The 24,181-nt window shown below is 59.6% G+C and carries 22 protein-coding genes; 13 read left to right on the top strand and 9 right to left on the bottom strand.

Translation table 11 applies throughout. The features are described 5' to 3' along the window. Nucleotides 1-321 precede the first annotated feature (321 nt). The 3 genes from MA884_RS20265 to MA884_RS20255 all read left to right on the top strand — a co-directional run bounded on the left by MA884_RS20265 (nt 322) and on the right by MA884_RS20255 (nt 5,399). The gene (locus MA884_RS20265) at nt 322-1,680 is read left to right on the top strand and encodes a TolC family outer membrane protein (protein ID WP_256232155.1); all 1,359 of its coding nucleotides are present in this window, start codon (nt 322-324) and stop codon (nt 1,678-1,680) included. A 27-nt stretch (nt 1,681-1,707) separates the two neighbouring features. Beyond that, complete coding sequence (locus MA884_RS20260) at nt 1,708-3,867, top strand: type I secretion system permease/ATPase (protein ID WP_256232154.1); 2,160 nt, start codon at nt 1,708-1,710, stop codon at nt 3,865-3,867. A 167-nt stretch (nt 3,868-4,034) separates the two neighbouring features. Then, entirely contained in the window at nt 4,035-5,399 is a 1,365-nt protein-coding gene (locus tag MA884_RS20255; protein ID WP_256232153.1) for an HlyD family type I secretion periplasmic adaptor subunit, read from the top strand. 151 nt (nt 5,400-5,550) lie between these two features. Here MA884_RS20255 and MA884_RS20250 read toward each other — a convergent pair whose 3' ends face one another. Together MA884_RS20250 and MA884_RS20245 are read right to left on the bottom strand one after the other, a co-directional pair. After that, nucleotides 5,551-6,147, bottom strand: coding sequence for a tRNA-uridine aminocarboxypropyltransferase (locus tag MA884_RS20250; RefSeq protein ID WP_256232152.1), 597 nt, complete (start codon nt 6,145-6,147; stop codon nt 5,551-5,553). A 9-nt stretch (nt 6,148-6,156) separates the two neighbouring features. Continuing rightward, nucleotides 6,157-7,050 (bottom strand): LysR family transcriptional regulator, encoded by an 894-nt coding sequence (locus tag MA884_RS20245; protein ID WP_256232151.1) that lies wholly within the window; start codon nt 7,048-7,050, stop codon nt 6,157-6,159. A gap of 342 nt (nt 7,051-7,392) precedes the next feature. Here MA884_RS20245 and speB point away from each other — a divergent pair, with 342 nt between their 5' ends. The 4 genes from speB to MA884_RS20225 all read left to right on the top strand — a co-directional run bounded on the left by speB (nt 7,393) and on the right by MA884_RS20225 (nt 11,928). Further along, entirely contained in the window at nt 7,393-8,343 is a 951-nt protein-coding gene (speB, locus tag MA884_RS20240; RefSeq protein WP_116642951.1) for an agmatinase, read from the top strand. A gap of 9 nt (nt 8,344-8,352) precedes the next feature. Next, nucleotides 8,353-8,778 carry a nuclear transport factor 2 family protein gene (locus MA884_RS20235; RefSeq protein ID WP_256232150.1) on the top strand — a complete coding sequence of 142 codons (426 nt, stop codon included), beginning with the start codon at nt 8,353-8,355 and terminating at the stop codon, nt 8,776-8,778. Between the two features lie 51 nt (nt 8,779-8,829). Beyond that, nucleotides 8,830-10,344 carry a cytosine permease gene (locus MA884_RS20230; RefSeq protein WP_256232230.1) on the top strand — a complete coding sequence of 505 codons (1,515 nt, stop codon included), beginning with the start codon at nt 8,830-8,832 and terminating at the stop codon, nt 10,342-10,344. 195 nt (nt 10,345-10,539) lie between these two features. Next, a complete protein-coding gene (locus MA884_RS20225; protein ID WP_256232148.1) occupies nt 10,540-11,928 on the top strand; it encodes a sodium:solute symporter in 1,389 nt (462 codons plus the stop codon). Nucleotides 11,929-12,287: 359 nt separating this feature from the next. Here the strand turns inward: MA884_RS20225 and MA884_RS20220 are convergent, their stop codons facing one another. Next, nucleotides 12,288-12,416: a PA1414 family protein gene (locus tag MA884_RS20220; protein ID WP_256222727.1), complete on the bottom strand. Its 129-nt coding sequence runs from the start codon at nt 12,414-12,416 to the stop codon at nt 12,288-12,290. Nucleotides 12,417-12,556: 140 nt separating this feature from the next. Then, nucleotides 12,557-13,450 (bottom strand): LysR family transcriptional regulator, encoded by an 894-nt coding sequence (locus MA884_RS20215; protein ID WP_256232146.1) that lies wholly within the window; start codon nt 13,448-13,450, stop codon nt 12,557-12,559. A gap of 102 nt (nt 13,451-13,552) precedes the next feature. On the opposite strand from MA884_RS20215, the gene MA884_RS20210 reads away from it, so the two are divergent. Beyond that, on the top strand, nt 13,553-14,725 hold the full coding sequence (locus MA884_RS20210; protein WP_256232145.1) for an MFS transporter: 1,173 nt from the start codon (nt 13,553-13,555) through the stop codon (nt 14,723-14,725). On the opposite strand, the gene MA884_RS20205 is transcribed toward MA884_RS20210, so the two are convergent. Together MA884_RS20205 and MA884_RS20200 are read right to left on the bottom strand one after the other, a co-directional pair. After that, the gene (locus tag MA884_RS20205) at nt 14,726-16,180 is read right to left on the bottom strand and encodes an NCS1 family nucleobase:cation symporter-1 (protein ID WP_256232143.1); all 1,455 of its coding nucleotides are present in this window, start codon (nt 16,178-16,180) and stop codon (nt 14,726-14,728) included. A gap of 404 nt (nt 16,181-16,584) precedes the next feature. Continuing rightward, on the bottom strand, nt 16,585-17,421 hold the full coding sequence (locus MA884_RS20200) for a S1 RNA-binding domain-containing protein (RefSeq protein ID WP_047227905.1): 837 nt from the start codon (nt 17,419-17,421) through the stop codon (nt 16,585-16,587). A gap of 351 nt (nt 17,422-17,772) precedes the next feature. On the opposite strand from MA884_RS20200, the gene MA884_RS20195 reads away from it, so the two are divergent. The 3 genes from MA884_RS20195 (at nt 17,773) to MA884_RS20185 (ending at nt 19,847) form a co-directional block, all read left to right on the top strand. After that, nucleotides 17,773-17,961, top strand: a complete 189-nt coding sequence (locus tag MA884_RS20195) for a hypothetical protein (protein ID WP_018607615.1) — start codon at nt 17,773-17,775, stop codon at nt 17,959-17,961. A 194-nt stretch (nt 17,962-18,155) separates the two neighbouring features. Continuing rightward, the gene (locus MA884_RS20190) at nt 18,156-18,872 is read left to right on the top strand and encodes a TorF family putative porin (protein WP_256232142.1); all 717 of its coding nucleotides are present in this window, start codon (nt 18,156-18,158) and stop codon (nt 18,870-18,872) included. Nucleotides 18,873-18,980: 108 nt separating this feature from the next. Beyond that, nucleotides 18,981-19,847: a DUF6279 family lipoprotein gene (locus MA884_RS20185; protein WP_256232140.1), complete on the top strand. Its 867-nt coding sequence runs from the start codon at nt 18,981-18,983 to the stop codon at nt 19,845-19,847. 122 nt (nt 19,848-19,969) lie between these two features. Here the strand turns inward: MA884_RS20185 and MA884_RS20180 are convergent, their stop codons facing one another. Then, entirely contained in the window at nt 19,970-20,362 is a 393-nt protein-coding gene (locus MA884_RS20180) for a transcriptional regulator (RefSeq protein ID WP_256232138.1), read from the bottom strand. 188 nt (nt 20,363-20,550) lie between these two features. Here MA884_RS20180 and MA884_RS20175 point away from each other — a divergent pair, with 188 nt between their 5' ends. Together MA884_RS20175 and MA884_RS20170 are read left to right on the top strand one after the other, a co-directional pair. Then, complete coding sequence (locus tag MA884_RS20175) at nt 20,551-21,282, top strand: thioredoxin family protein (protein WP_256232137.1); 732 nt, start codon at nt 20,551-20,553, stop codon at nt 21,280-21,282. 252 nt (nt 21,283-21,534) lie between these two features. Further along, the gene (locus MA884_RS20170; RefSeq protein WP_256232134.1) at nt 21,535-21,807 is read left to right on the top strand and encodes a hypothetical protein; all 273 of its coding nucleotides are present in this window, start codon (nt 21,535-21,537) and stop codon (nt 21,805-21,807) included. Between the two features lie 682 nt (nt 21,808-22,489). Here the strand turns inward: MA884_RS20170 and MA884_RS20165 are convergent. Then, on the bottom strand, nt 22,490-22,741 hold the full coding sequence (locus tag MA884_RS20165) for a hypothetical protein (RefSeq protein ID WP_256232133.1): 252 nt from the start codon (nt 22,739-22,741) through the stop codon (nt 22,490-22,492). 566 nt (nt 22,742-23,307) lie between these two features. Then, a complete protein-coding gene (locus MA884_RS20160; RefSeq protein ID WP_256232132.1) occupies nt 23,308-23,964 on the bottom strand; it encodes a transposase in 657 nt (218 codons plus the stop codon). Between the last annotated feature and the right edge of the window lie 217 nt (nt 23,965-24,181).

The following is a 24,181-nucleotide window of genomic DNA, read 5'->3' as shown; positions in this document are numbered from 1 at the left end:
TGACAAAAAACCGTCGCTTTAAACCGCCTCGTATTTCGCCCTTCCAGCACTTCTTCACGTCGCTTTAAAATGAATACGGAACTTTTATTGACGCCTAAAATCCGTCAGAACCCGCAGATTCAAAGGCTTTCGTTTTGAACAATGTGCCGCTTTTTTCCAAGCACATAAGTTTTTTTTGGCATAAGTCTTATGAGAAATTCTTCTTAGGTTTCGCGCAGGATGTTCTTAGCTGTGTTGTTACAAGCTTGAAACGGTTTTGATCTTAAATACGTCAATATTTTGGCGACAGCGAAGCACAACAGACCTAAGGAGATGCACCCCATGCGCGTTCTTTCCCCCCTCTGCAGCGCGGTTTTGCTGGCCATGGCCTGCTCTTCTTCAGCGCAGGCCATGTCATTGACCGAAGCGATCCAGAGCACTATTGCTACTCACCCGGAACTGGCACAGCGGGTCGATAGCCGTCTGTCGGCCAACGAAGACGTCAAGGTCGCCAGAGGGGGGTTCTTCCCGTCGGTGGATTTGAATGCCGGCTACGGCCGGGGCTACAGCGACAACACCAATACCCGGGCGCTGGGCAACCACCACACCAATATCCTGACTTACACCCAATCGGAGCTGCGCCTGCGGCAGATGCTTTTCGACGGGTTCAACACCGCCAATGAAGTGGAGCGGACCAAAGGTGTGGTCAATTCCCGGGCCTACTACGCCCAAGGCACTGCCCAGGACCTGGCGCTGCGCACCATCGAGGTTTATCTGGAAGTGCTCAAGCGCCGCGAGCTGGTGACGCTGGCCAAGAACAATCTGCAGGCTCACCTGCGCGTCAACGACCAGATCGGCCTGCGCACCGAGCGTGGCGTGGGCAGTACCGCCGACTCCGATCAGTCCAATGCTCGCCGGGCCCTGGCGGAAAACAACTTCGACACCGCCCAGGTCGACCTGGCCGACGCCGAAGCAAACTTCTACAGCGTGGTCGGGCGCATGCCCGATGAGCTGGAAACACCGCCCTCGACCAAAGGCGAGATGCCCGCTGACCTGCTCCAAGCCCAGCAAAGCATGGTGGATAACAACCCGTACCTGAAATCAGCCCAGGCCGACGTGCAGTCCGCCGAAAGCCAGTATGAAGTGGCCAAGTCGCCGTTCTATCCACGCTTCGACGCCGAGGCGGCGGTGGGCGCCAATAACAACCTCGGTGGCGAAGAAGGTCACGACAACAACTGGCGGGTTGGCGTGGTGATGAACTACAACCTGTTCCGCGGCGGCAGCGACAAGGCGCGGTTGGCGTCCAATGCCCACCAGATCAACCAGGCCATGGACATCCGCAACAACGCCCTGCGCCAGCTCAACGAAGACACCCGCCTGGCCTGGAACGCGATGCTCAACGCCCGCAAACAGACCCCCACCGCCCGGGAATACGCCGAAACCACCTCCCGTGTACGCGCTGCCTATCAGGACCAGTTCGGCCTCGGCCAGCGGACCCTGCTCGATGTGCTCGACAGCGAAAACGAGCTGTACAACGCCAACCGTCGCTACACCGAAGTGCGCTACACCGAGGAATACTCGATGTATCGGGTGTTGGCGAACATGGGCCAGTTGTTGAGCAAACAGCGGGTGGTGCTGCCGGCCGACGCGGTCGCTCAAACAGAAGTCAAAAACGAAGCGCGGCTGCCCGAGCTGAAGTAGGCCCCCCAAAAAATGGGAGCGATCAATGTGACCAGCATGGAACCCGCAACGCCCAGCACCGATCCGCGGCTGAATTTCGATGATCCTTTGCTGGACGGTCTGTTGATCCTCTGCAAACTCCATGGCGCGACAGTCAGCCGCGCCAGCCTTGGCGCCGGGCTTCCAATGGCGCACCAACGTCTGAGCCTGGACCTGCTGCCGCGCGCAGCGGCCCGGGCCAGTTTGCAGGCGCGCTTGCTGCGCCGTGACCTGACCGACATTTCGCCGCTCAACCTGCCGGTGATGCTGATCCTGGCCGGTGGTCGCTGCGCCGTGTTGCGGCGCTGGGGCGAGGACGGCCAGGCGCTGATCCTGCCCAGCGAAGCCGATGGCGGCGAGCAGTGGGTCAGCCGCGACGAACTGAATGCCGTCTACAGCGGCCAGGCCTTGTTCGCCCGGCCGCGCCATGAGCTCGAAGACCTGCGCGCACCTTTGGTGCCACGGGTCGAGGCGTGGTTTCGTGACACCTTGAAACTGTCGCGCTGGCTGTACAGCGACGCGATCCTGGCGAGTTTCCTGATTAACCTGCTGGGGCTGATGGTGCCGCTGTTCGTCATGCAGACCTACGACCGCGTGGTGCCAAACCAGGCCACGTCGACTTTGTGGGTGCTGGCCGTGGGGCTGTTGATCGGCACCGGTTTCGAACTGGTTTTGCGCGTGGTGCGCGCCCATCTGCTGGACACCGCCGGCAAGAAAACCGACGTGATCCTCTCCGCGACCCTGTTCGAGCGCATCACCGGCATGGCGATGAAGGCCAAACCGGTGACCATCGGCGGGTTCGCCCAGAGCATCCATGACTTCCAGGGCCTGCGGGAATTTCTGACCGCTGTCACCCTCACCAGCTTGATCGACCTGCCCTTCGCCGTGCTGATGCTGGTGGTGATCGGGTTGCTGGGTGGCTGGCTGGTGGTGATTCCGGTGGTGGCTTTTCCGCTCACCATTATTTTCGCGATGATCATCCAGACACGCCTGCGCGACACCGTGCAAAAAAGCCTCGCCCTGGGCGCGCAGCGTCAGGCGTTGCTGATTGAAACCCTCGGAGGCCTGGAAACCCTCAAGGCCTGCAGCGCCGAAAGCGAGCGCCAGCATCAGTGGGAAAGCACCCACGGCGCCCTCACCCGCCTGGACAGCCACGCGCGCAGCCTCTCGGCACTGGCCACCAACGGCACGCTGTTCCTGCAACAACTGGCCGGCATGGCGACTATCGTCGCCGGGGTCTACAGCATCATCGCCGGCAACCTCAGCGTCGGCGCGCTGGTGGCGACCTACATGCTCGGCAGCCGGGTGTTGGCGCCGCTGGGGCAGATCGCCGGGCTGATCACCCGCTACCAGCAAGCCCAACTCACCATGCGCAGCACCGATGCGCTGATGGCGCTGCCCCAGGAGCGCGATGCCAAACAACGGCCGCTGGATCGCACCCAATTGCAGGGCGCACTGGACGTCAGCGGCGTGACCTTCCATTACGACGGCCAGAACGCCCCGGCGCTGGCGAATGTGAGTTTCAGCCTCAAGCCCGGCGAACGGGTCGGGATCATCGGTCGCAGTGGCTCGGGCAAAAGCACCCTGGCGCGTCTGGTGATGGGGTTTTATGAGCCGCAGGAAGGCCAGTTGCTGCTCGATGGGCTGGACCTTCGGCAACTGGACGTGGCGGACCTGCGCCAGCAGATCGGCTATGTCGCCCATGACCTGCCGCTGCTGGCCGGCAGCCTGCGGGACAACCTCACCCTCGGCGCCCGCTACATCAGCGACGCACGCATGCTGGAAGTGGCGGAACTGACCGGCGTCACCGAACTGGCCCGCCAGCACCCCCAGGGCTTCGACCGCCCGGTGGGCGAGCGCGGGCAGTTGCTCTCCGGTGGGCAGCGCCAGGCCGTGCTGCTGGCCCGGGCCCTATTGCTCGACCCGCCGATCCTGCTGCTGGACGAACCCACCAGCGCCATGGACAACAGCAGCGAAGATGTGTTGCGGCAAAAGCTTCATACACATGTGCAGGGCAAGACAGTGCTGCTGGTGACCCATCGCACGTCGATGCTGAGCCTGGTGGATCGGCTGGTGGTGCTGGATAACGGTCGGATCGTGGCCGACGGACCGAAAGAAGCGGTGATTGATGCGCTGCGCAAGGGACGGGTGGGGTCCGCGGCGGTATAGAAACAACACCGCTACCTGTGGGAGCAAGGCTTGCCCGCGATACAGGCGCCTCGGTTCCAGTGAGACCGCATTAGCTTCATCGCGGGCAAGCCTTGCTCCCACAGATAACCCTCTCAAGCCACAGGTATGTGTTCGGCTTTGTTTTTTCTAACTGACGGGTATCGCCCATGTCTGCTCAAACACCCGATTCAGCGGCCCGAAGCTACTTCGGCAGTTTCAGCAAAAGCGCCGAAAGCGAATTCATGCCGGAAACCGCCGGCGCGGCGCTGCAGGATTCGCCGCGGCGCTCGCGGGTCACCGTGTGGCTGGCGACCGGGTTGATCATCACCGCGCTGGTGTGGGCCAAACTGGCGGTGTTGCAGGAAGTCACCACCGGTGAAGGCAAGGCCATTCCCTCGAGCAAGATTCAGGTGATCCAGAACCTGGAGGGCGGCATCGTCACCGAAATTTTCGTGCGCGAAGGCCAGATGGTGAACAAGGGCGACACCCTGCTGCGCCTGGACGACACGCGGTTTCTGTCAAACAAGGGCGAGAGCGAGGTCGACCGCTATGCGCTGACCGCCCAGGTCGAACGCTTGTCGGCCGAAGCCGAGGGCCGGCCCTTCGAATTGTCCGCAGAAGTCATCAGCAAGGCCCCGCAGGTGGCCGAAGATGAGCGCTCACTGTATGAACAACGGCAGCGGCGCCTGGCCAGCGAACAGCGGACGCTGACCGAACAACTGCGCCAGAAAACCCAGGAGCTGGCGGAGTTTCGCTCCAAGCAGGGCCAGTTCAGTTCCAGCCTGGCCCTGCTGCAAGAGGAGATGAACATGTCGGCGCCGCTGGTGCGCACTGGAGCGGTGTCGCCGGTGGAAATCCTGCGGCTCAAACGCAGCGCGGTGGAAATCCGTGGTTCGCTCAACGCCACGACCCTGGCGATTCCTCGGGCCGAATCGGCAATCAACGAAATCAAAAGCAAGATCGACGAGTCGGAACAGTCCTTCCGTTCCGAGGCGGCCAAGGAACTCAACGAGAAACGCACGGAGCTGTCAAAAATCACTGCGTCGAGCATTGCCATCGACGACCGCGTGACCCGCACCACCGTGGTCTCGCCGGTGTACGGGGTGATCAAGCAACTCAAGGTCAACACCATCGGCGGCGTGGTGCAGCCGGGCAGTGACATGGCAGAAATCGTGCCGCTGGAAGACAACCTGCTGATCGAAGCCAAGGTCCGCCCCCAGGACGTGGCCTTCCTGCATCCGGGCCAGAAAGCCATGGTCAAGTTCAGCGCCTATGACTACACGATCTACGGCGGGATGAGCGCCAGGCTCGAACTGATCGGCGCCGACACCATTACCGATGACAAGGGCAACAGCTTCTACCTGATACAAGTGCGCACAGATAAAAATCACTTGGGCGGGGATGCCAAACCGCTGCTGATCATTCCAGGGATGGTGGCGACGGTGGACATCATTACCGGGGAGAAAAGTGTGCTGGATTACTTGCTCAAGCCGGTGTTGAAGGCGCGGACTGAGGCGATGCGTGAGCGGTAGGCCTTGAGCTGAGACTTTATTTGATTGTTCTACCGCTATCGCGAGCAGGCTCGCTCCCACATTGGATCTGTGGTGTTAGCAGATTTTTGCATGCACAGGAGATCAACTGTGGGAGCGAGCCTGCTCGCGATTAGGCCAGCAAAGGCACCACTCATTTCTCAGCATGGTTACGCCGAAAAACCTCCTCCCCCATCGCCGCAATCTGCCCCTCGATCAACGCCTCGAACGGCCTCAGCAACGGCTCAAAACGGGTCGGTGCCTCAAGGGTTTGCAGCGCCTGGACAACCGCCTCCACCGTCGACAACGCCCCAGGCCCAGGCGCCTTGCGCAAGCGGTAGCGAGACACGCTGGCTTCGGCCAGCGTCACCCTCGGCAGCGCCGCCAACAGAGGGTTGAGGTGCAGCAACTTGCGCGCCTTGCGCCAGGTGCCGTCGGGAACGACCAACAGCAGCGGCTCATCAGACGGCCCGTAGGCTTGCAGCGGCTGCGCATCGTCAGCCGGAAACAACAATCGCGTCTGATAACCCGGTTGATCGAGCAGCCGGGGTAAATCCTCGAACACCTCGCCCACGATCAACTCGGCGTTGCGCAGCCCCAACGCCGCCAGGCGGGCGGTGTTCAAGGCGTGGTTAACCTCGCTGGGATGCTGCAACAGCAAGACGCGGGTGCGGCTGTCGAGGCTGGGGATCAGCGGGCACAGGCAATGGCTTTGCGGCCTGTGGCAGCGCGGACAATGAATTCTGGACATGACGGCACCTCAGGCCTGGTTGAGCTGCGCCTTGAGCAGGTCGCGAAAAGTCTGGATCAGCGGCTCACGGCTGCGGCCACGGCGCACGATCATCGAAAACGGTGCCTGATAACCGAAAGTGGCCGGCAGCAACACCCGCAAATCGCCCTTGTCGACCCAGGCCTGGGCGTAGTGTTCAGGCAGGTAACCGACGTAGGCGCCGGACAGCACCAGGATCAACTGCGCCTCCATGCTCTCCACCGTCGCCGCGCTGTGCTTGAAGCCATGGCGAGCCAGTTCGGCCTGGCTCCAGTAACCGCGCCCGACCATGCGCTGCTGGGTGATGAGTTGCTCGGGGATACGCCGCTCGTTAAACAACGGGTGACGGTTGCTGCAATACAACCAGTGCTGCTCACGGTACAGCGGCATGTAGACCAGGCCACTCATGCGCGTGGAAAACGCGCCGATGGCCAGGTCCAGGCGGTTGTCCTGCACGCCCAGTTGCAGCTCGTAAGGGCTCATGACCGACAGGTGCAGGTGGACCGCCGGATGCTCCTGGCTGTAGGCGCCGATGGCTTCGGCGAACGGCAGGGCCTTGTCGCTGACGGTGGAATCAATCACCCCCAGATTCAACGTGCCGCGCAACTCGCCCTTCAGCGCGGCGGCGTATTGCTCGAAACCTTCGAGCTCGCCCAACAGGCGCAAGGTTTCCTGGTGGAACAACTCGCCCTTGCTGGTCAGGCTGAAGCCACCCCGCCCACGATGACACAGCACCAGGCCCAGGGCCGCTTCGAGCTGGCTCATGTAGGTGCTGATGGCCGACGTGGAGAGGTTGAGTTCGTGCTGGGCATTGGCGAACCCCTGGTGCCGCACCACGCTGACGAAAATGCGCAGCAGTTTCAGGTCGGGTAAAGCGTTGGCCATGGGGAACTCCAGATTACACAATGCATAGAACTTGCCGTGCCCTTGTGGCGAGGGAGCTTGCTCCCGCTCGACGGCGCAGCCGTCGCAAAACCTGTCGACGCGATTTAACTGATGCGCCGAGGTGAATGATTTTGGGGCTGCTTCGCAACCCAGCGGGAGCAAGCTCCCTCGCCACAGGGGGGCATCATGTCCCCCAGGACTGCGCTGAAGCGGAGTCTATCGCCCCATCCCGCATTAGTTTAGAAAAATCTGAACTAAGTATTTGCCCTCAGCGATTCTTCCCCTCCCGAGCTTTTCGCAGAATCGACCCCTGATAAATAAAACAACGATGAGGCCCTACCCGTGGACAAGATTCTTCACCAACCACTGGGCGGCAACGAAATGCCGCGCTTCGGCGGCATCGCCACCATGATGCGACTCCCCCATTTGCAAACCGCTGCCGGCCTGGATGCTGCTTTCGTTGGCGTGCCGCTGGACATCGGCACCTCCCTGCGCGCCGGCACCCGCTTCGGGCCTCGCGAGATCCGCGCTGAATCGGTGATGATCCGCCCCTACAACATGGCCACCGGTGCCGCGCCGTTCGACTCGCTGTCGGTGGCCGATATCGGTGATGTGCCGATCAACACCTTCAACCTGCTGGACGCCGTGCGGATCATCGAAGAGTCGTACCACAAGATTCTGGAACACAACGTCATTCCCCTGACCCTGGGCGGCGATCACACCATCACCCTGCCGATCCTGCGGGCCATCCACAAGAAACACGGCAAGGTCGGGCTGGTGCACATCGACGCCCACGCCGATGTGAACGATCACATGTTCGGTGAGAAAATCGCCCACGGCACCACCTTCCGCCGCGCCGTGGAAGAAGGCCTGCTCGATTGCGACCGCGTGGTGCAGATCGGCCTGCGGGCCCAGGGCTACACCGCCGAGGATTTCAACTGGAGCCGCAACCAGGGTTTCCGCGTAGTCCAGGCCGAAGAGTGCTGGCACAAATCCCTCGCACCGTTGATGGCCGAAGTCCGCGAGAAGGTCGGCGGCGGCCCGGTGTACCTGAGCTTCGACATCGACGGCATCGACCCGGCCTGGGCGCCCGGCACCGGCACCCCGGAAATCGGTGGCCTGACCACCATCCAGGCCATCGAAATTGTACGTGGCTGCCAGGGCCTGGACCTGGTCGGTTGCGATCTGGTAGAAGTCTCGCCGCCTTACGACACCACCGGTAACACCTCGCTGCTGGGCGCCAACCTGCTGTACGAGATGCTCTGCGTACTGCCCGGTGTGGTCCATCGCTGAGGCGCGGTCATGAACGATCAGGATCAAGTACTCAAGGCCGCCGCTGAACTGGTGTCGGCCTTCGCCCGCAATGACCGTGACGCCTACTTCGGCGCATTCACACCCGACGCGAGTTTCGTGTTCTACACCCTCGAACAGCCTCTGTTGTCTCGCAATGCCTACCAGGCGTTGTGGGACCGCTGGCGGTCCGAGGATGGCTTCGAGGTGCTGTCGTGTACCTCGAGCAACGCCTTCGTCAGCCTGCAAGGGGACGTGGCGATTTTCATCCATGACGTGGCCACCGAGTTGCGCATGCAAGGGGAGCGACACTTTAGCCAGGAACGCGAAACCATCCTGTTCCGCAAGCAGGAAGGGCGCACACAAGAACAACAGGGCCTATGGCTGGCCTGCCATGAACATTTGTCCGCGATGCCGGAAGGGCTGCCACCCCCTTAGCCAAACAGACGACGCTCGCACACGATGAGCGCGCCTTTATGATCGGAGCAGATCATGCATAACAATAACGACAACAGCCTTACGCGAATCGAAACCAACGGGGTTGAACAGATCCCGGACCATGAACGAACCGCTGGCCCGACGGATCTGTTTCGACTGATCTTCGGCGGCGCCAACACCTTTGCCACCGCCGTGCTCGGCAGTTTCCCGGTGCTGTTCGGCCTCTCGTTCCAGGCCGGGGTCTGGGCGATTGTGCTGGGGGTGGTGCTCGGTTCGATCATCCTCGCGCCCATGGGTCTGTTCGGCCCGCTCAACGGCACCAACAACGCGGTGTCCTCCGGGGCGCATTTCGGCGTACACGGGCGGATCGTCGGCTCATTCCTGTCGCTGCTGACGGCCATCGCGTTCTTCTCGCTGTCGGTGTGGAGTTCGGGAGATGCGTTGATCGGTGGCGCCAAGCGCTTGATCGGCGTGCCGGAAACCGACCTGAGCCTGGGCCTGGCCTACGGCCTGTTCGCCCTGCTGGTATTGACGGTGTGTATTTATGGCTTTCGTTTCATGTTGTGGGTCAACCGCATCGCCGTGTGGGCCGCCAGCCTGTTGTTCCTGCTGGGCATCGTCGCCTTCGCGCCGACCTTCGACAGCCAGTTCGCCGGCACCGTCGGCCTCGGCCAGCCAGGCTTCTGGGCGGCGTTCATCGGCGCGGCGCTGGTAGCCATGAGCAACCCGATTTCCTTCGGGGCGTTCCTGGGTGACTGGTCGCGCTACATCCCGCGCAATACGCCCAAGCGACGCATCATGCTGGCGGTAATCGCCGCTCAACTGGCGACGCTGATCCCGTTCCTGTTCGGCCTCGCCACCGCCACCATCGTGGCGATCAAGGCACCGGACTACATCGCCGCCAACAACTATGTGGGCGGCCTGCTGGCAGTCTCGCCGGCCTGGTTCTTCCTGCCGGTGTGCCTGATCGCGGTGATCGGCGGCATGTCCACCGGCACCACGGCGCTGTATGGCACCGGGCTGGACATGTCCAGTGTGTTTCCACGGCTGCTGTCGCGGGTCAAGGCCACGCTGCTGATCGGCGTGCTGTCGATTGCCTTCATCTTCATCGGGCGCTTCGCCGCGAACCTGGTGCAAAGCGTATCGACCTTCGCTGTGCTGATCATCACCTGCACCACGCCATGGATGGTGATCATGATCATCGGCCTGCTGGTGCGCCGCGGCTTCTACTGCCCGGATGACCTGCAAGTGTTCACCCGTGGCGAAACCGGCGGCCGCTACTGGTTCACCCACGGCTGGAACTGGCGCGGCCTGGGAGCCTGGATTCCCAGCGCACTGGTGGGGCTGTGCTTCGTCAACCTGCCCGGGCAGTTCGTCGGACCGCTGGGCGAACTGGCCGGCGGCATCGACATCGGCCTGCCGGTGACCCTGGGCCTGGCCTCGGTGATTTACCTGGTGCTGCTTGGGTTGTTTCCGGAGCCGGCGCAGGTATATGGGCCGGATGATCCGCGTAGCAAGGGTTCTTCGGTGCCAATCGATAAACCCTCCCTCAGACAGACCGCCTGACCCGAGATCAACGAAATACCCGTGGCGAGGGAGCTTGCTCCCGCTCGACTGCGCAGCAGTCGCCATCAGGGGCCGCTTCGCAGCCCAGCGGGAGCAAGCTCCCTCGCCACAAAAGCGCGTTCACACAGAGGTTGCGGTGCCAGGGACGGTGCCAGCCGACTTCACTATAAAAAAGACAATCGGAGACACGCCATCATGGCTTTGGATTTAATCGTCGTTCTCATCTATGCCACCGGCATGATCGCTCTGGGCTGGTACGGCATGCGCCGCGCCAAGACCCGTGACGACTACCTGGTCGCCGGACGCAACCTCGGCCCGGGCTTTTACCTGGGTACCATGGCGGCTACCGTCCTGGGCGGCGCCTCCACCATCGGCACCGTGCGCCTGGGCTACGTCCATGGTATTTCCGGTTTCTGGCTGTGCGGCGCCATCGGCCTGGGCATCGTCGGCCTGAGCCTGTTCCTCGCCAAACCGTTGCTCAAACTCAAGATCTACACCGTGACCCAAGTGCTGGAGCGCCGCTACAACCCGGCTGCGCGCCACGCCAGTGCGCTGATCATGCTGGTTTATGCGTTGATGATCGGCGCCACCTCGACCATCGCCATCGGCACCGTGATGCAGGTGTTGTTCGGCCTGCCGTTTTGGGTGTCGATCCTGGTGGGCGGCGGTGTCGTCGTGCTGTATTCCACCATTGGCGGCATGTGGTCGCTGACCCTCACCGACATCGTGCAATTTTTGATCATGACCGTCGGCCTGGTGTTCCTGCTGATGCCGATGTCCATCAGCGATGCGGGTGGCTGGGACGCGATGGTGGCAGCCCTGCCGGCCAGTTACTTCGACTTCACCGCGATTGGCTGGGACACCATCCTCACCTACTTCCTGATCTACTTCTTTGGCATCTTCATTGGCCAGGACATCTGGCAGCGGGTGTTCACCGCCCGTAGCGAAGGCGTGGCGAAAGTGGCCGGTACCGCCGCTGGCCTGTACTGCGTGTTGTACGGCCTGGCCGGGGCATTGATCGGCATGGCGGCGAAGGTATTGCTGCCGGACCTGGAAAACGTCAACAACGCCTTTGCCAGCGTCGTCCAGACCACCCTGCCCAACGGCATTCGCGGGTTGGTGATCGCCGCGGCCCTGGCAGCCTTGATGTCCACCGCCGCGGCCGGCCTGCTGGCAGCCTCCACCACCGTGGTCCAGGACCTGCTGCCGCGTCTGCGCCAGGGCCGTGAAAGCGGCAATGGCGACGTTCACGAGAACCGCATCGCGACCCTGCTGCTGGGTGTGGTGGTGTTGGGCATCGCCCTGGTGGTGAGCGATGTGATCAGTGCCCTGACCCTGGCCTACAACCTGTTGGTGGGCGGCATGCTGATTCCGCTGATCGGCGCCATCTACTGGAAACGCGCAACCACGGCCGGCGCGATCACCAGCATGTCGCTGGGCTTTCTGACCGCGCTGTTCTTCATGATCAAGGACGGCCTGGACGCCAACACGCCGATCTACTACAGCCTGAGCGTGGCACTGGTGAGTTTTGTGGTGGTAAGCCTGTTGTCGCCCCGGTCGAAGGTGGTGGCCAAGGCGGTCTGAAAGCAGTTTTCTTCGAAGGGTGTGGCGTCGGTGGCCACACCTTTTTTTTGCTTTTTTACCGAAGCGCGAGTCCAAACACTGTCCCCGGGGCAAGGGAGCTTGCTCCCGCTCGACTGCGCCGTAGTAGCTGTGTTGTGTAGGAGCTGTCGAGCTCAACGAGGCTGCGATCTTTCCCCTGACACTTGAATCTCAAGCGAAAGATCAAAAGATCGCAGGCTTCGCCAGCTCCTACAGAGCCCAGCGGGAGCAAGCTCCCTCGCCACAGGTTTAGCTACAAAACAAAAAAAAAGATCGCAGTCTCAGGCTGTTTCAACTGAAACAGCCTGAGACTGCGATCTCTCCGATATTCTGCGGTGTCTTTACCGGCGGCGCGGCTGGCGGCGGCGTTGCTCGTCATCGGTGCGGATAGGGATCGGTTGCATAGGCGGCTCGATCAGGCCGAGCGCGACACCCAAGTCATGAAGCCAGTTCTGGATTTTCTCTTTCATCGTGGTGCCCCCTTCAGGGTAGTACTAGCGGCAGAATTCTGTGGCCCCTTCGCACTGATAATAGTCCGAAGTGCTAAGCAATGCTCGTCACACATTGCAATGATCTGTTACTGAATCCATCAAAATCCAACGCCGGGCGCTCAAGCTGATCGTTCCACCATCAGAGGCACGCGCGGCCAGGCCTGTTGCTGCAGTTCGATCCAAGCGTTGAGGTTGGCCCCAACCATCCCTTTGCGCCACATCAGCCAGGTCGTTGCACGGGCAAACGGTTCGGCCAACTGATGCATCCTCACACGCTCGCGGCCCGGCAGGCTGGCGAGCATCGACTCGGACATCAGCGCCACCCCGGAGCCGGCAATCACACAGGCCAGCATCCCCTGATAAGACTCAATCTCCATCGCCCGGCCCATGGCCGCATGGTCATGGGCAAACCAGGCTTCCAGGCGCATGCGGTAGGAACAGCCCTGACGAAAGGTGAATACCGACCGGCCCTGAACATCCAGCGCACTGCGCACTGGCGGGTGATCGGCTTCGGTGATCAGCACCAACCGCTCGTCGCACAACGGCACCCCGTCCAACCCCGCCAGCTCCAGCGGGCCGTCCACCAGCGCCGCGTCAAGGCGCCCGGTGAGCAAGCCTTCGAGCAACTCACCACTGGGCGCCGACTGCACCTGCAGGTTCACCGCCGGGTAGGTGCGGTGATAACCGGCCAGCAGGTCCGGCAAATGAATCGCCGCCGTGCTGTACATCGTACCCAACACAAAATCCCCGGCCGGTTGCCCGCCCCGCACGGCAGCATGGGCTTCGTCGTGCAAGGCAAAAAGCTTGATCGCATAGTCCAGCAGGACTTTTCCCGCCGGCGATAGCTGCAAACGCTGACGCTCGCGCAGGAAAAGATCCACGCCCAGTTGCTCCTCAAGCTGCTTGAGCCGGGTCGAGAGGTTCGACGGCACCCGATGCAGCCGCTCGGCAGCGCGGGTAATGGAGCCTTCCTCGGCTACGGCCTGGAAAATCCGCAATTGGCTGAACTCCACGACATTCTCCAAAAATGAACAAGTTACTCACTATTATTCATTTTTAATGAAAGTCAATCAGTCCTAGCCTGACGGTCATTCGCCTCACCCTGGAGAACGACCATGTCACCTCTTATTCGTCTGCTCGGCAGTTTGATCGCCCTGATGATGGCCATGGGCATTGGCCGCTTCGCTCTTACGCCCCAGTTACCTCACTTAATCGGCGAGGGCCAGCTCGACTTGACCTCCGCCGGTCTGATTGCCGCGGCCAACTACCTGGGTTATTTCCTCGGTGCGCTGGACGCCATGTTCGCCCGCCGCCCGGAACAGGTGCGGCGGCGTTTGCTCGGCGGCTTGTGGCTATGCGTGTTGCTGACCTTGGCCTCGTTCTGGGCCTGGGGTTTCTGGCCACACCTGGCATTGCGCTTTGGTACCGGCGTGGCGAGTGCTTGGGTGGTGGTGATGATCACCGCCCTGAGCCAACCCTTGGCAGCGGCGGCGGGACGACCACGGCTCGGCGCCCTGGTGTTTGCCGGCCCGGGGTTGGGGATTTTCCTCACAGGTTTGCTCGCCCTGGGCTCGAACCTGTTGGGCCAGACCTCCGCGACCCTGTGGCTGGTGTATGCCGGCGTGGCGTTGGCGATGCTGCTGGTGATCCTGCCGATCCTGCCGCAACCCGCCACAACCACGACCGTCGCCGCGCCGGTCACTTCCTCGCCGAACCGTGGCATCGCACGACTTGGCGTGGTGTACGCCCTGTACGGCTTGGGCTACATCATCCCGGCAACGTTCCTGTCGCAGATGGCTTCGGCGCAGTTCCATGGGCAATGGCAGGCCGATCTGTTCTGGCCCTGCTTCGGCCTGGCCGCCGCCACCGGCGTGCTGCTGGTCAGCCTGCGGCGGCCGAATCCGAACACCACCGGCCGCTGGCTGATCGGTACGCTCTGGCTGCAAGCCGCCGGCGTATTTGCCTGCCTGCTGGGTAGCGGGCCGGGGCTGGCGTTGGGGGTGATCCTGTGTGGCACGCCGTTCCTGGCCTGCATGCAGCTGGTGATGTTGCGCTCGCGGGAACTGGCGCCCCACGCTACCCAGCGCAACGCCGGCCTGTTGACCGCCTGTTTTGCCGTGGGCCAACTCAGCGGGCCGCTGCTGGCGGCGCTGAGCAGCCATTTCAGCGGCGGGTTGCAACCGGCGCTGATCGTCGCCGGCAGCGGTCTGCTGCTGGCCGGCGGACTGTTGCTACGCCCCGCCAGTCGCAGCGCAGTAACCCCCTGCACCCAGACCGCCCTGCGTTGATCAGGCCTGGCCGGCCGGGCTGAGCGATTTGTTCAACTGCACGGCCGGCTCGCGTCGCGCCAGAGCGAAATACAACACTCCACCCAGGAAGCAACCGGTGAACCAGGCGAAATTGGCCATCGGTTGCAACATCGGTGTGAAGGTAATCGCCACGCCCATCAACGTCGCCGGCACCAGCGCCTTGACCGCCGTCCAGTTGATGCCGCCACTGTAGTAATAGCGTCCGCTTGGCCCGTCGTTGAACAACGCGTCCACATCGATCTGCTGCTTTTTGATCAAGTAGTAATCCACCAGCAGAATCCCGAACAGCGGACCAATGAACGCTGCCAGCACGTCCAGGGTGTAGTGGATCACTTCAGGGTTGTTGAACAGGTTCCACGGCGTGATGAAAATCGACGCCACCGCTGCAATCATGCCGCCGGCACGCCAGCTGATCTTGCTAGGGGCGACGTTGGCGAAGTCGAACGCCGGGGAGACGAAGTTGGCAACAATGTTGATGCCGATGGTGGCGGTCACGAAAGCAAAGGCGCCCAGCAAGACGGCCACATTGTTGTCGATGCGCGCCACAGTGGCGATCGGGTCATGGAGCATTTCACCGAACACCGGCAAGGTCCCGGAAACAATCACCACGGTCACCAGGGAGAACGCCAGGAAATTCACCGGCAACCCCCAGAAATTGCCCCGGCGCACGTCAGACATGCTCCGGCAGTAGCGACTGAAATCGCCAAAATTGAGGGTCGGGCCGGAGAAATACGACACCACCAACGCCGTCGCCACAATCACCTGACCGAACGCTTGCCAGCCGGACAAGGACTTCTCCGCCAGGGTGAAATTGATATTGCTCCAGCCGGCTTTCCATACGATCCAGCCAGCCAACAGGAACATCACGGCATACACCACCGGACCGGCCCAATCGATAAAGCGGCGAATCGACTCCATACCGGCCCAGAACACCAGCGCCTGGACGAACCATAAGCTGAGGAAACCGAACCAGCCCAAGTAGGACAAACCGGCAAATTGCGACGTGGCATAGACTTCCATGGAAGGAAAAAACCGCAGCACCACGATGATCAGCGCGCTGGAAGCCAGGTACGTCTGAATGCCGTACCACGCCACAGCGATCAAACCGCGGATCACCGCAGGAATATTCGCGCCGAATACCCCAAACGCCAGCCGACAGATCACCGGATACGGCACCGCCGCTTGCTGGCTCGGTTTGGCAACCAGGTTGGCGATCAACTGCACGATGCAGATGCCGCAGAGCAACGCAATCAACACCTGCCAACTCGCCAGCCCCAACGCGAACAGGCTGGCAGCGAACACATAACCGCCGACGCTGTGCACATCACTCATCCAAAAGGCGAAAATGTTGTACCAGTTCCATTTCTGCGGCAGCGGACCCAGGTCTTCGTTATAGAGACGAGGGCTGTAGCCGTTGGGCAATTGCTCGGACATTGCGGGGCTCCTTTTGAGTACCGCCGTGCCCCCGCGTCGCCCTGCTCACCATACTGCGCACGGGAGCCGGCATGGTTTGTATACGGGTTGCTACGCAGAATGCGTGCCATAGGTGGGGAATGTGAGACAAACTGCGGTGTGTGGCGGGGGGATAAGCCGGTCAAGAGCAGGAGTGCGCCCACGAACAGGGCGCAGGTGCATGCTAAAGGTGCAGGGTTTTGTATACACACCCTGTGGCGAGGTAGCTTGCTCCCGCTGGATTGCGCAGCAATCCCAAACCTGAGAACGCGCAGTGTCAGGGTGAATTGAACACAGCTTCTTAGGACCGCTTCGCGGCCCAGCGGGAGCAAGCTCCCTCGCCACAGGGTTCTGTGTTCAGTCAGCTCAACTCAACTCAACTCAACTCAACTCAACTCAATCCGATCAGCATGGATGACAATTTGCCCATTCTTGTACAGCGCACCAATGGCTTTCTTGAAGTTGCCCTTACTCACGCCGAACAAACTGCTGATCAGCACCGGGTCGCTCTTGTCGCTGACCGGCAGCGTGCCGTTGTTTTCGCGCAACTTGGCGAGGATCTTGGCGTTGAGGCTGGTCGCCGCTTCCTGGCCCACCGGTTGCAAACTCAAGCTGATCTTGCCGTCCGGGCGAATTTCCTTGATGAAACCTTTTTCCTGCTTGCCGGCGCGCATGAACTTGAAGATTTCGTTCTTGTGAATCAGGCCCCAGTGCTTGTTATTGATGATCGCCTTGAAGCCCATGTCGGTGGCTTCGGCGACCAGCAAATCGACTTCCTGCCCCGGCGTGTAGTTGGCCGGGGTCTTGTCCAGATAACGGTCCAGGCGCGCCGTGGCGGTGATGCGGCGGGTGTGTTTGTCGAGGTAGACGTGCACCACGCAATATTCGCCGGCGGTCATCTGGCGCTTTTCTTCGGAATACGGCAGCAGCAAGTCCTTGGGCAGACCCCAGTCCAGGAACACGCCGATGCTGTTGACTTCAACCACTTTCAGGCTGGCAAACTCACCGACCTGAACCTTGGGTTTTTCCGTGGTAGCGATCAGTTTGTCGTCGCTGTCCAGATAAATAAAAACATTGAGCCAGTCTTCATCTTCGCTGGGAATATCCTTGGGAATATAACGATTGGGCAGCAGAATTTCGCCGTCCGCCCCGCCGTCCAGATATAAACCGAAGTGAGTGTGCTTAACCACTTGCAAACTGTTGTAGCGCCCGACTAAAGCCATTTCCAATACCCTCATTGCGTGGGCGGCATTCTACCCGGTTTTGCGGCGTGTTTCGTGGCCTCTGGCGCGGGCGGCCAGAAGGGCCTTGTGCAGCCGTTGATTTCCGTGGGTTTTCCTCGCGTATGCAGCCATTCGTCAGGCAGACAATGGCCCACTAGGCCGTTTCGGCCAGCCGATTTTAAGTTATACAGTCCAGAGGGTTGCTATTTAAAACAGTGGCTTAGGGCAATAATGACGGCATTAATCGCCCCTTATTCCAGCGCCCGGCGTGATAATTGAGGGGTATATTTGCCAAGCAATTGTCAAGTATTTCCTGTACGATGCCTGGCCCAATTAATTATTTACAGGTTAATGGCCGTCATGCGCGTAAAAGCATCCAACAGCAAAGCAAAGCCCGCTCCAGCCGTTGAAACCAGCGAGTCTATCAACGACCAGATCGCTGCATTCCTCAAGTCCGGCGGTGAAATCCAGCAAATTGCCAAGGGCGTCAGCGGCCAGACATTCGGTCCGTCCAAGCAGATCAGCCTGGGCAAGAAGTAACCCGCGCGTCACCTAGTCCCAAAGCGCTTTGAGCTTCGAAGCGCTTGGACTGGAACCTCCCCGCTTACCCTCATCCTGCAAAAAACGACGAACGGCCTTCGCTGCCGAGCATTCGCCGGTATGCTTGCACCTCTCTAGCTCAAGTGTTTCAGCTTGATGTCCGTTCCTGCTCCTCGCTATCCATGGAGTGAAGCGTGCGCTTTCCCATTGTCTCCCTGACGCTCAGCCTGCTGGCGTGCCCCTTCGCCCATGGGCAGGTGTTTCAGCACGAGCTCGGCGACTTCGACCTCAAACTCGGCACCACGCCCAGCCGCAGCATGGCCCAGGGCCTGGTCACGCCGTCGAGCACCGGCTCGTTTCATGGCGGCCTGGACCTGAGCCACGACAGCGGCTGGTACGTAGGCCAGTGGTCGCCCAGCGTTGGCCTGAGCCCCTCGAGCAATCTTGAAGTCGATTCCTACATGGGCTTTAAACAGCCCTTCGACCAGACCCTGGGTTACGAAATCGGCCTGATCCACTACAGCTATCCCACTCTTGACACGCTCGACAGCCAGGAATTCTTCGGTGGCCTGACCATGCTGGGCAGCCGTTTCGGCGCAGCCTTCAGCAACGACCCGGACAAACAGAACAGCACCCTGTTTGCCGACCTGGGCGGCAACGTGCCGTTTGGCATTGGCATCAGCGCCAAGTACACCACCCACCAGTACAACTCACCGGTGTCGGTGGAGGACGGTTACGTAGGCAGTTTCAGCGACTGGTCGTTGAAAATTTCCCGCCCCTGGAGAGGCATCGACCTGGACCTGATCTACAGCGACTCAAGCCTGAGCGGCAGCAGTTGCTCGGCGTACTCCGGCCACAACAGCGAATGCGACGGCCTGCTGACCCTCAAGATGGCACACCCTTTTTACTGACCCTTTTTACCAAGCGTTACTTATTCGATCGGCTGAACTGCCGCGCACCTGCCATGCTCAAACAAGACAGTTACACCTTCGCAACCCATGCCTTCGCAAGGACTCGCTATGTCGCGCTGGTTCACTCGCATCGCCCTGCTCATGGCCCTGCTGCTCACCGTCACCGCCTGCAGCCGCGTGGGTCTGGCCTACCGCAACCTCGACCTGATCATCCCCTGGACGCTCAACGACTATCTGGACATCAATGGCGAGCAAAAGGACTGGTTCAACGACCGTCTCAATGAACACCTGAACTGGCATTGCACCACACAACTGCCCGGCTACCTTGACTGGCTGGACCGCTTGAAGAACATGGTGCAAACCCACCAGGTGACCGACCAGGCCCTGCAACAGCGTACTAGGGAGGCCAGGGCCGCCATCGCCGAAACCGCCCGGGAAATCACGCCGTCGGCCATCGAGTTATTGCAGGGGTTGAACGACGATCAGGTCGCCGACATGGACGCCGCGTTCGTCAAAGACCAACGCAAACGCCAGCAGCAATACCTCAAGCCGACGTTGCAACAGCAGATCCAGGAGCGCAGCGAACGCATGGAGAAACGCCTGAACGACTGGCTCGGCCCGCTCAGCGAAACCCAGCGCCAACGCGTGCAAGCCTGGTCCCGCGCCTTGGGCGATCAAAACCAGCAATGGATCGCCAATCGCGCTCACTGGCAGAACCAGTTCAGCGAAGCCGTGGCCCAGCGCCACCGCCCCGATTTCCCCAAACGCATCGAGCAACTGCTGGTCAACCGCGAAAGCCTATGGACCCCCGCCTACCGCCAGGCCTTCGACAAAACCGAAGCCCAGGCCCGCAGCCTGCTGGTGGACGTGATGGCCGACAGCACCCCGCAGCAGCGCGAACACTTGTTAAGGAAGATCGACCGGGTGAAAAAGGATTTCAGCGACTTGAAGTGCCTGAAAGCAACCCGTTCATAAAACCACTGAGATCCAATGTGGGAGCGGGCTTGCTCGCGAAAGCGGTGTATCAGTCGACATAATTGTTAACTGACACACCGCTTTCGCGAGCAAGCCCGCTCCCACAATATCTGCGCCCGGCTCTAGGCAATTTGCGCCTTCGAAGCCACCTCATCAAAGGTAAATTCATCCAGCGCATCGTCCTGCTCATCCAGCACCTGGCGCGGATGATCATTGCCCGGGATGCTGCTGTCGATCAGGCTCAACAACCGCGAGCCGCGCACCGTCAGCACAAAGTTCTCGCCGTTACCGCCGTCTTCCTCTGGCCGAGGCTCGATATAGCCGCGCTCCAGCAGCAACTTTTCGTACTCCCCGGCGACCGTTTTCAGATGATCGAGGTTCTCGATCTCCTCGCCTGCAGCCGCTTTCTCGGCCGCGTACTGCTCCGCATAAGGCCGAGGGGTAAAGCTGTGGCCGGCGCCGTTCTGCACTTCGTGCAACAACCGTTCGATCAAGTCCCAGTTATAAGTCGTCATCCTGGTCCATCCTCCAAAGAGTGAGATGCCTACTTAAGGTGTGACCGAGGCGCTACGCCGCCGTTCAGCCGGGCTTACCGATGGGCTATTTCACAAGCCGACCAACGGCTTGTCGAATTCATCCAGGGCCAGACGACCACTTACAGAAAGTGCCGACTCAGCGGCTCTGCCACGCAGGAGAATTCACCATGAACGTAGAAAATCATGCCGTCGTCTCGCGGGAAGAATGGCTCGCCGCCCGTCGCCAGCACCTGATCCACGAAAAAGCCTTCACCCGCGAACGCGACAAACTCAGCGCCGAACGCCGCGCCCTGCCCTGGGTAAAAATCGACAAACCCTACCGCTTCCAGGGCCCCCACGGCGAACTGAGCCTGGCCGACCTGTTCGGCGGCCGCAGCCAACTGATCATCTACCACTTCATGTTCGGCCCCGGCTGGACAGAAGGCTGCCAGGGCTGCTCGTTCCTGTCCGACCACATCGACGGCGCCAACCAACACCTGGCCCACCACGACGTCGCCGTGGTCGCCGTCTCCCGCGCGCCGTTCGCCGAGTTCCAGCCGTTCAAACGTCGCATGGGCTGGACCTTCGACTGGGTCTCGTCAGAAGGCTGCGACTTCAACTACGACTTCGGCGTCAGCTTCAAACCCGAAGACGTCTCAGCCAAAAAAGCCACCTACAACTACGAAAAAACCGACACCACCGAAGGCGAACTCCCCGGCCTGAGCGTCTTCTATCGCAACGAAGCCGGCGACATCTTCCACACCTACTCCACCTATGCCCGCGGCCTCGACATCCTGGTCGGCACCTACAACTACCTCGACCTCACGCCCAAGGGCCGCAACGAAGACGAAATCATGGATTGGGTGCGACATCACGATAAATACGAGGAAGCGAAGCCTCATAGCTGCTGCCATGGCTGATACGCCAACCCGCGCAAGTCGAGCGCGAACCCTGTGGCGAGGGAGCTTGCTCCCGCTCGACTGCGCAGCAGTCGCCTGCGTTGCCTCAGCCAAAGCCGACAACTGCCAGGCCAAAGGTCCTACATGAAGCTCGGAAAGCGGTGTCTTGTAGCTCAAGAGCGGGTCGCCCTATAGTCCCTCGTCCCCCAAAAAGGCGACCGGGTTTGGCGACCCGATCTACAGAGAGACTCATCAACTTTCGAGACTCTGATTATGACCAGATACATGCCCATCACCGGAATCGACTGCACCCCGGCCACCCTGCTCATCGACACCGAAGCCCCGCTGGACGTCCTCTTCGAAACCGCCGACTACCGCATCCGCACCGTGACCCAGTTACTTGAAAACATCGCGTTCCGGTCGGATATCAGCTCCGATACGGTGGTGCTTACGGACTTCTGCAAGATGCTGACGATAGCGTTGCGTGATGGGTGTGATGTGCTGGATGTGATTGGGAGACGGTTGCGGGCGCAAGCTGCTGAGTAACGAAAACGGGCGACCTCTGGGTCGCCCGTTTCACTTTCTAATTAATGGAATAACAAGGCACACGCTTGACCCTAAATATGCAGCCTTGCTTTTTCTGTATTTTACAGACTACATTTCATGAAGAAGATCGAATCTAGCAAATTCCGATCCTGGCTGAAAAAGCTCAAGGATGGCACCGGCAGAGCTCGTATCACCTCACGGATCAATCGACTGATAGTAATACGGGGACAGACCACGCTTCTACATCACAGAAAACGTGGTCTGTCCCCGTTATCTGCAGTAAGCAGATAAAACAACACCGGCACAGGGCCGGTGTTGAGTGAAGTCTATGCAGAACAACTACTCATAAACTTTCGATGCACACAATATCTTTGCAAAAGTACTCCAGCTAGGGCTAGCAACATCACTATCGCCAGAGTTTTTTGCATACATATCTATTGACCTAATCCAGGCTTCCATTGCAGCTAAAAATCTCTCTAAGTCCGGATTTTCCCAGTCATTGGGATTAAGTACCAATCCTTCTCTGAACTCTCCAACAAAATCCGCAAGATCTTCTTTAGTAATACGGGGACAGACCACGTTTCTACATCACAGAAAACGTGGTCTGCCCCCGTTATCTGCAGTAAGCAGATAAAACAACACCGGCACAGGGCCGGTGTTGAGTGAAGTCTATGCAGAACAACTACTCATAAACTTTCGATGCACACAATATCTTTGCAAAAGTACTCCAGCTAGGGCTAGCAACATCACTATCGCCAGAGTTTTTTGCATACATATCTATTGACCTAATCCAGGCTTCCATTGCAGCTAAAAATCTCTCTAAGTCCGGATTTTCCCAGTCATTGGGATTAAGTACCAATCCTTCTCTGAACTCTCCAACAAAATCCGCAAGATCTTCTTTTGTCTGTATATCTCTAACTCGTTCAAAACTCATACGACCCTCACTTACAAACGCCTCGAACACAGATAATCGAACCATTATTGGGCGTAGTCATTTTCCATCCTTCCTTGGCAACCTCTGCTGGCGTAGCCGGAACAACTTTAATTGGAACGCCCGCCTCAGACGCAGCAAGCAATCGTCTATTATCCAAACTGTAAACCGCTCCGTCCTTCTCAAATACCCGGATAGGAGGCAAGTCATCTGGAGAAATTCTCCCTGACTTCAGCCCGTCAATTGTTGACTGGAGAGCTTGGCCATCCTTGAAGGTATTCGAAACACTATCTTGCGTGAACCGGATATCTTTCGGGTTCGCATAACCAGTCAAGTTATCTGGTAAAGCAGATGGCAGCTTTTGGCCTGCGGCTCCTACACCTTTTGCCCCCCCCCGAGACTAGCACCGAAGCCCCAGTCCCATCCAGATACTTCCCTGCCCCCTTCAGCAACGCAATTTCCAACGCAGCCTTAGCGGCCTCTGTCCCGTAATCGCGAAGCGGATTCACATCGCCGGGATAGGTGGCACTGCTAAAGAAGGGAATACGGGGACAGACCACGTTTTCTAACTAAGGCAATGAGCGCCTTCCCGGACGCCCCGGGCGGCCCCGCTGAGCTCGCCGTCCGATCATCGCTTCAATTTCAGTAGCAAATCGCGAGCCACCAAGCACATAGTTACCATTGGTCGCGGCCCGAATTTGGTCAACCAGCCCTACACCCAAATCGTTTCTAAAAAGCTCCCTGTAAGCTTCTGCAGTCGATATATTCGCCCCCCCAAGCGACAGGTACTGAGCATGCGGGGTAATAAAATACGAAGATTCTGATTGTGCGTTAGCACGATAACTCGACCAACGATATTCCGCCGGATGCGTTACCATCTTTGCCCGGACAGGATTCATTTCTATATAACGATAACAAGCCAAAACATAGCTATCACTTTGAACAAGACATGAGCGAAAGCGCCCCTCCCATAGGGTCCCACTGCGTCCATATGTACGATTCACGTACTGCACATATCTCTGCCCTATGCCCTTCATAAGCGAGCCCGCACTACTTTGCTCTTGAGGACTGACCAACAAATGGACATGATTACTCATTAAACACCACGCATGAATATCACATCCGCTTTTACTGGCTTGCTCAGCGAGCAGCTCCATATAAAAAAGATAATCATCATCCGAAAAAAAACAAACCGATCGATTATTCCCTCGCTGAATTAGATGCAAGGGTACACCCGGTATCAAGACGCGCGCTCTGCGTGGCATATAGGGAGAGTCCTTTTCATACAAGTCGAGTCAAAAGCTTAGCCCCCCCAAGAAAAGACATCACCTCGTTATATTTCCTACTGTTTCAGCCCCTAAAAATACATCACAGAAAACGTGGTCTGTCCCTGAGGGATCCCCGAATTTTCTTACAGAAAATCAAGAGGTTGGAATATTGAAG

Origin of the sequence: Pseudomonas sp. Q11 (assembly GCF_024494355.1) — a bacterium.
Taxonomy (GTDB): Bacteria; Pseudomonadota; Gammaproteobacteria; order Pseudomonadales; family Pseudomonadaceae; genus Aquipseudomonas; species Aquipseudomonas hefeiensis.
This window is presented reverse-complemented; position numbering and strand designations above follow the sequence as displayed.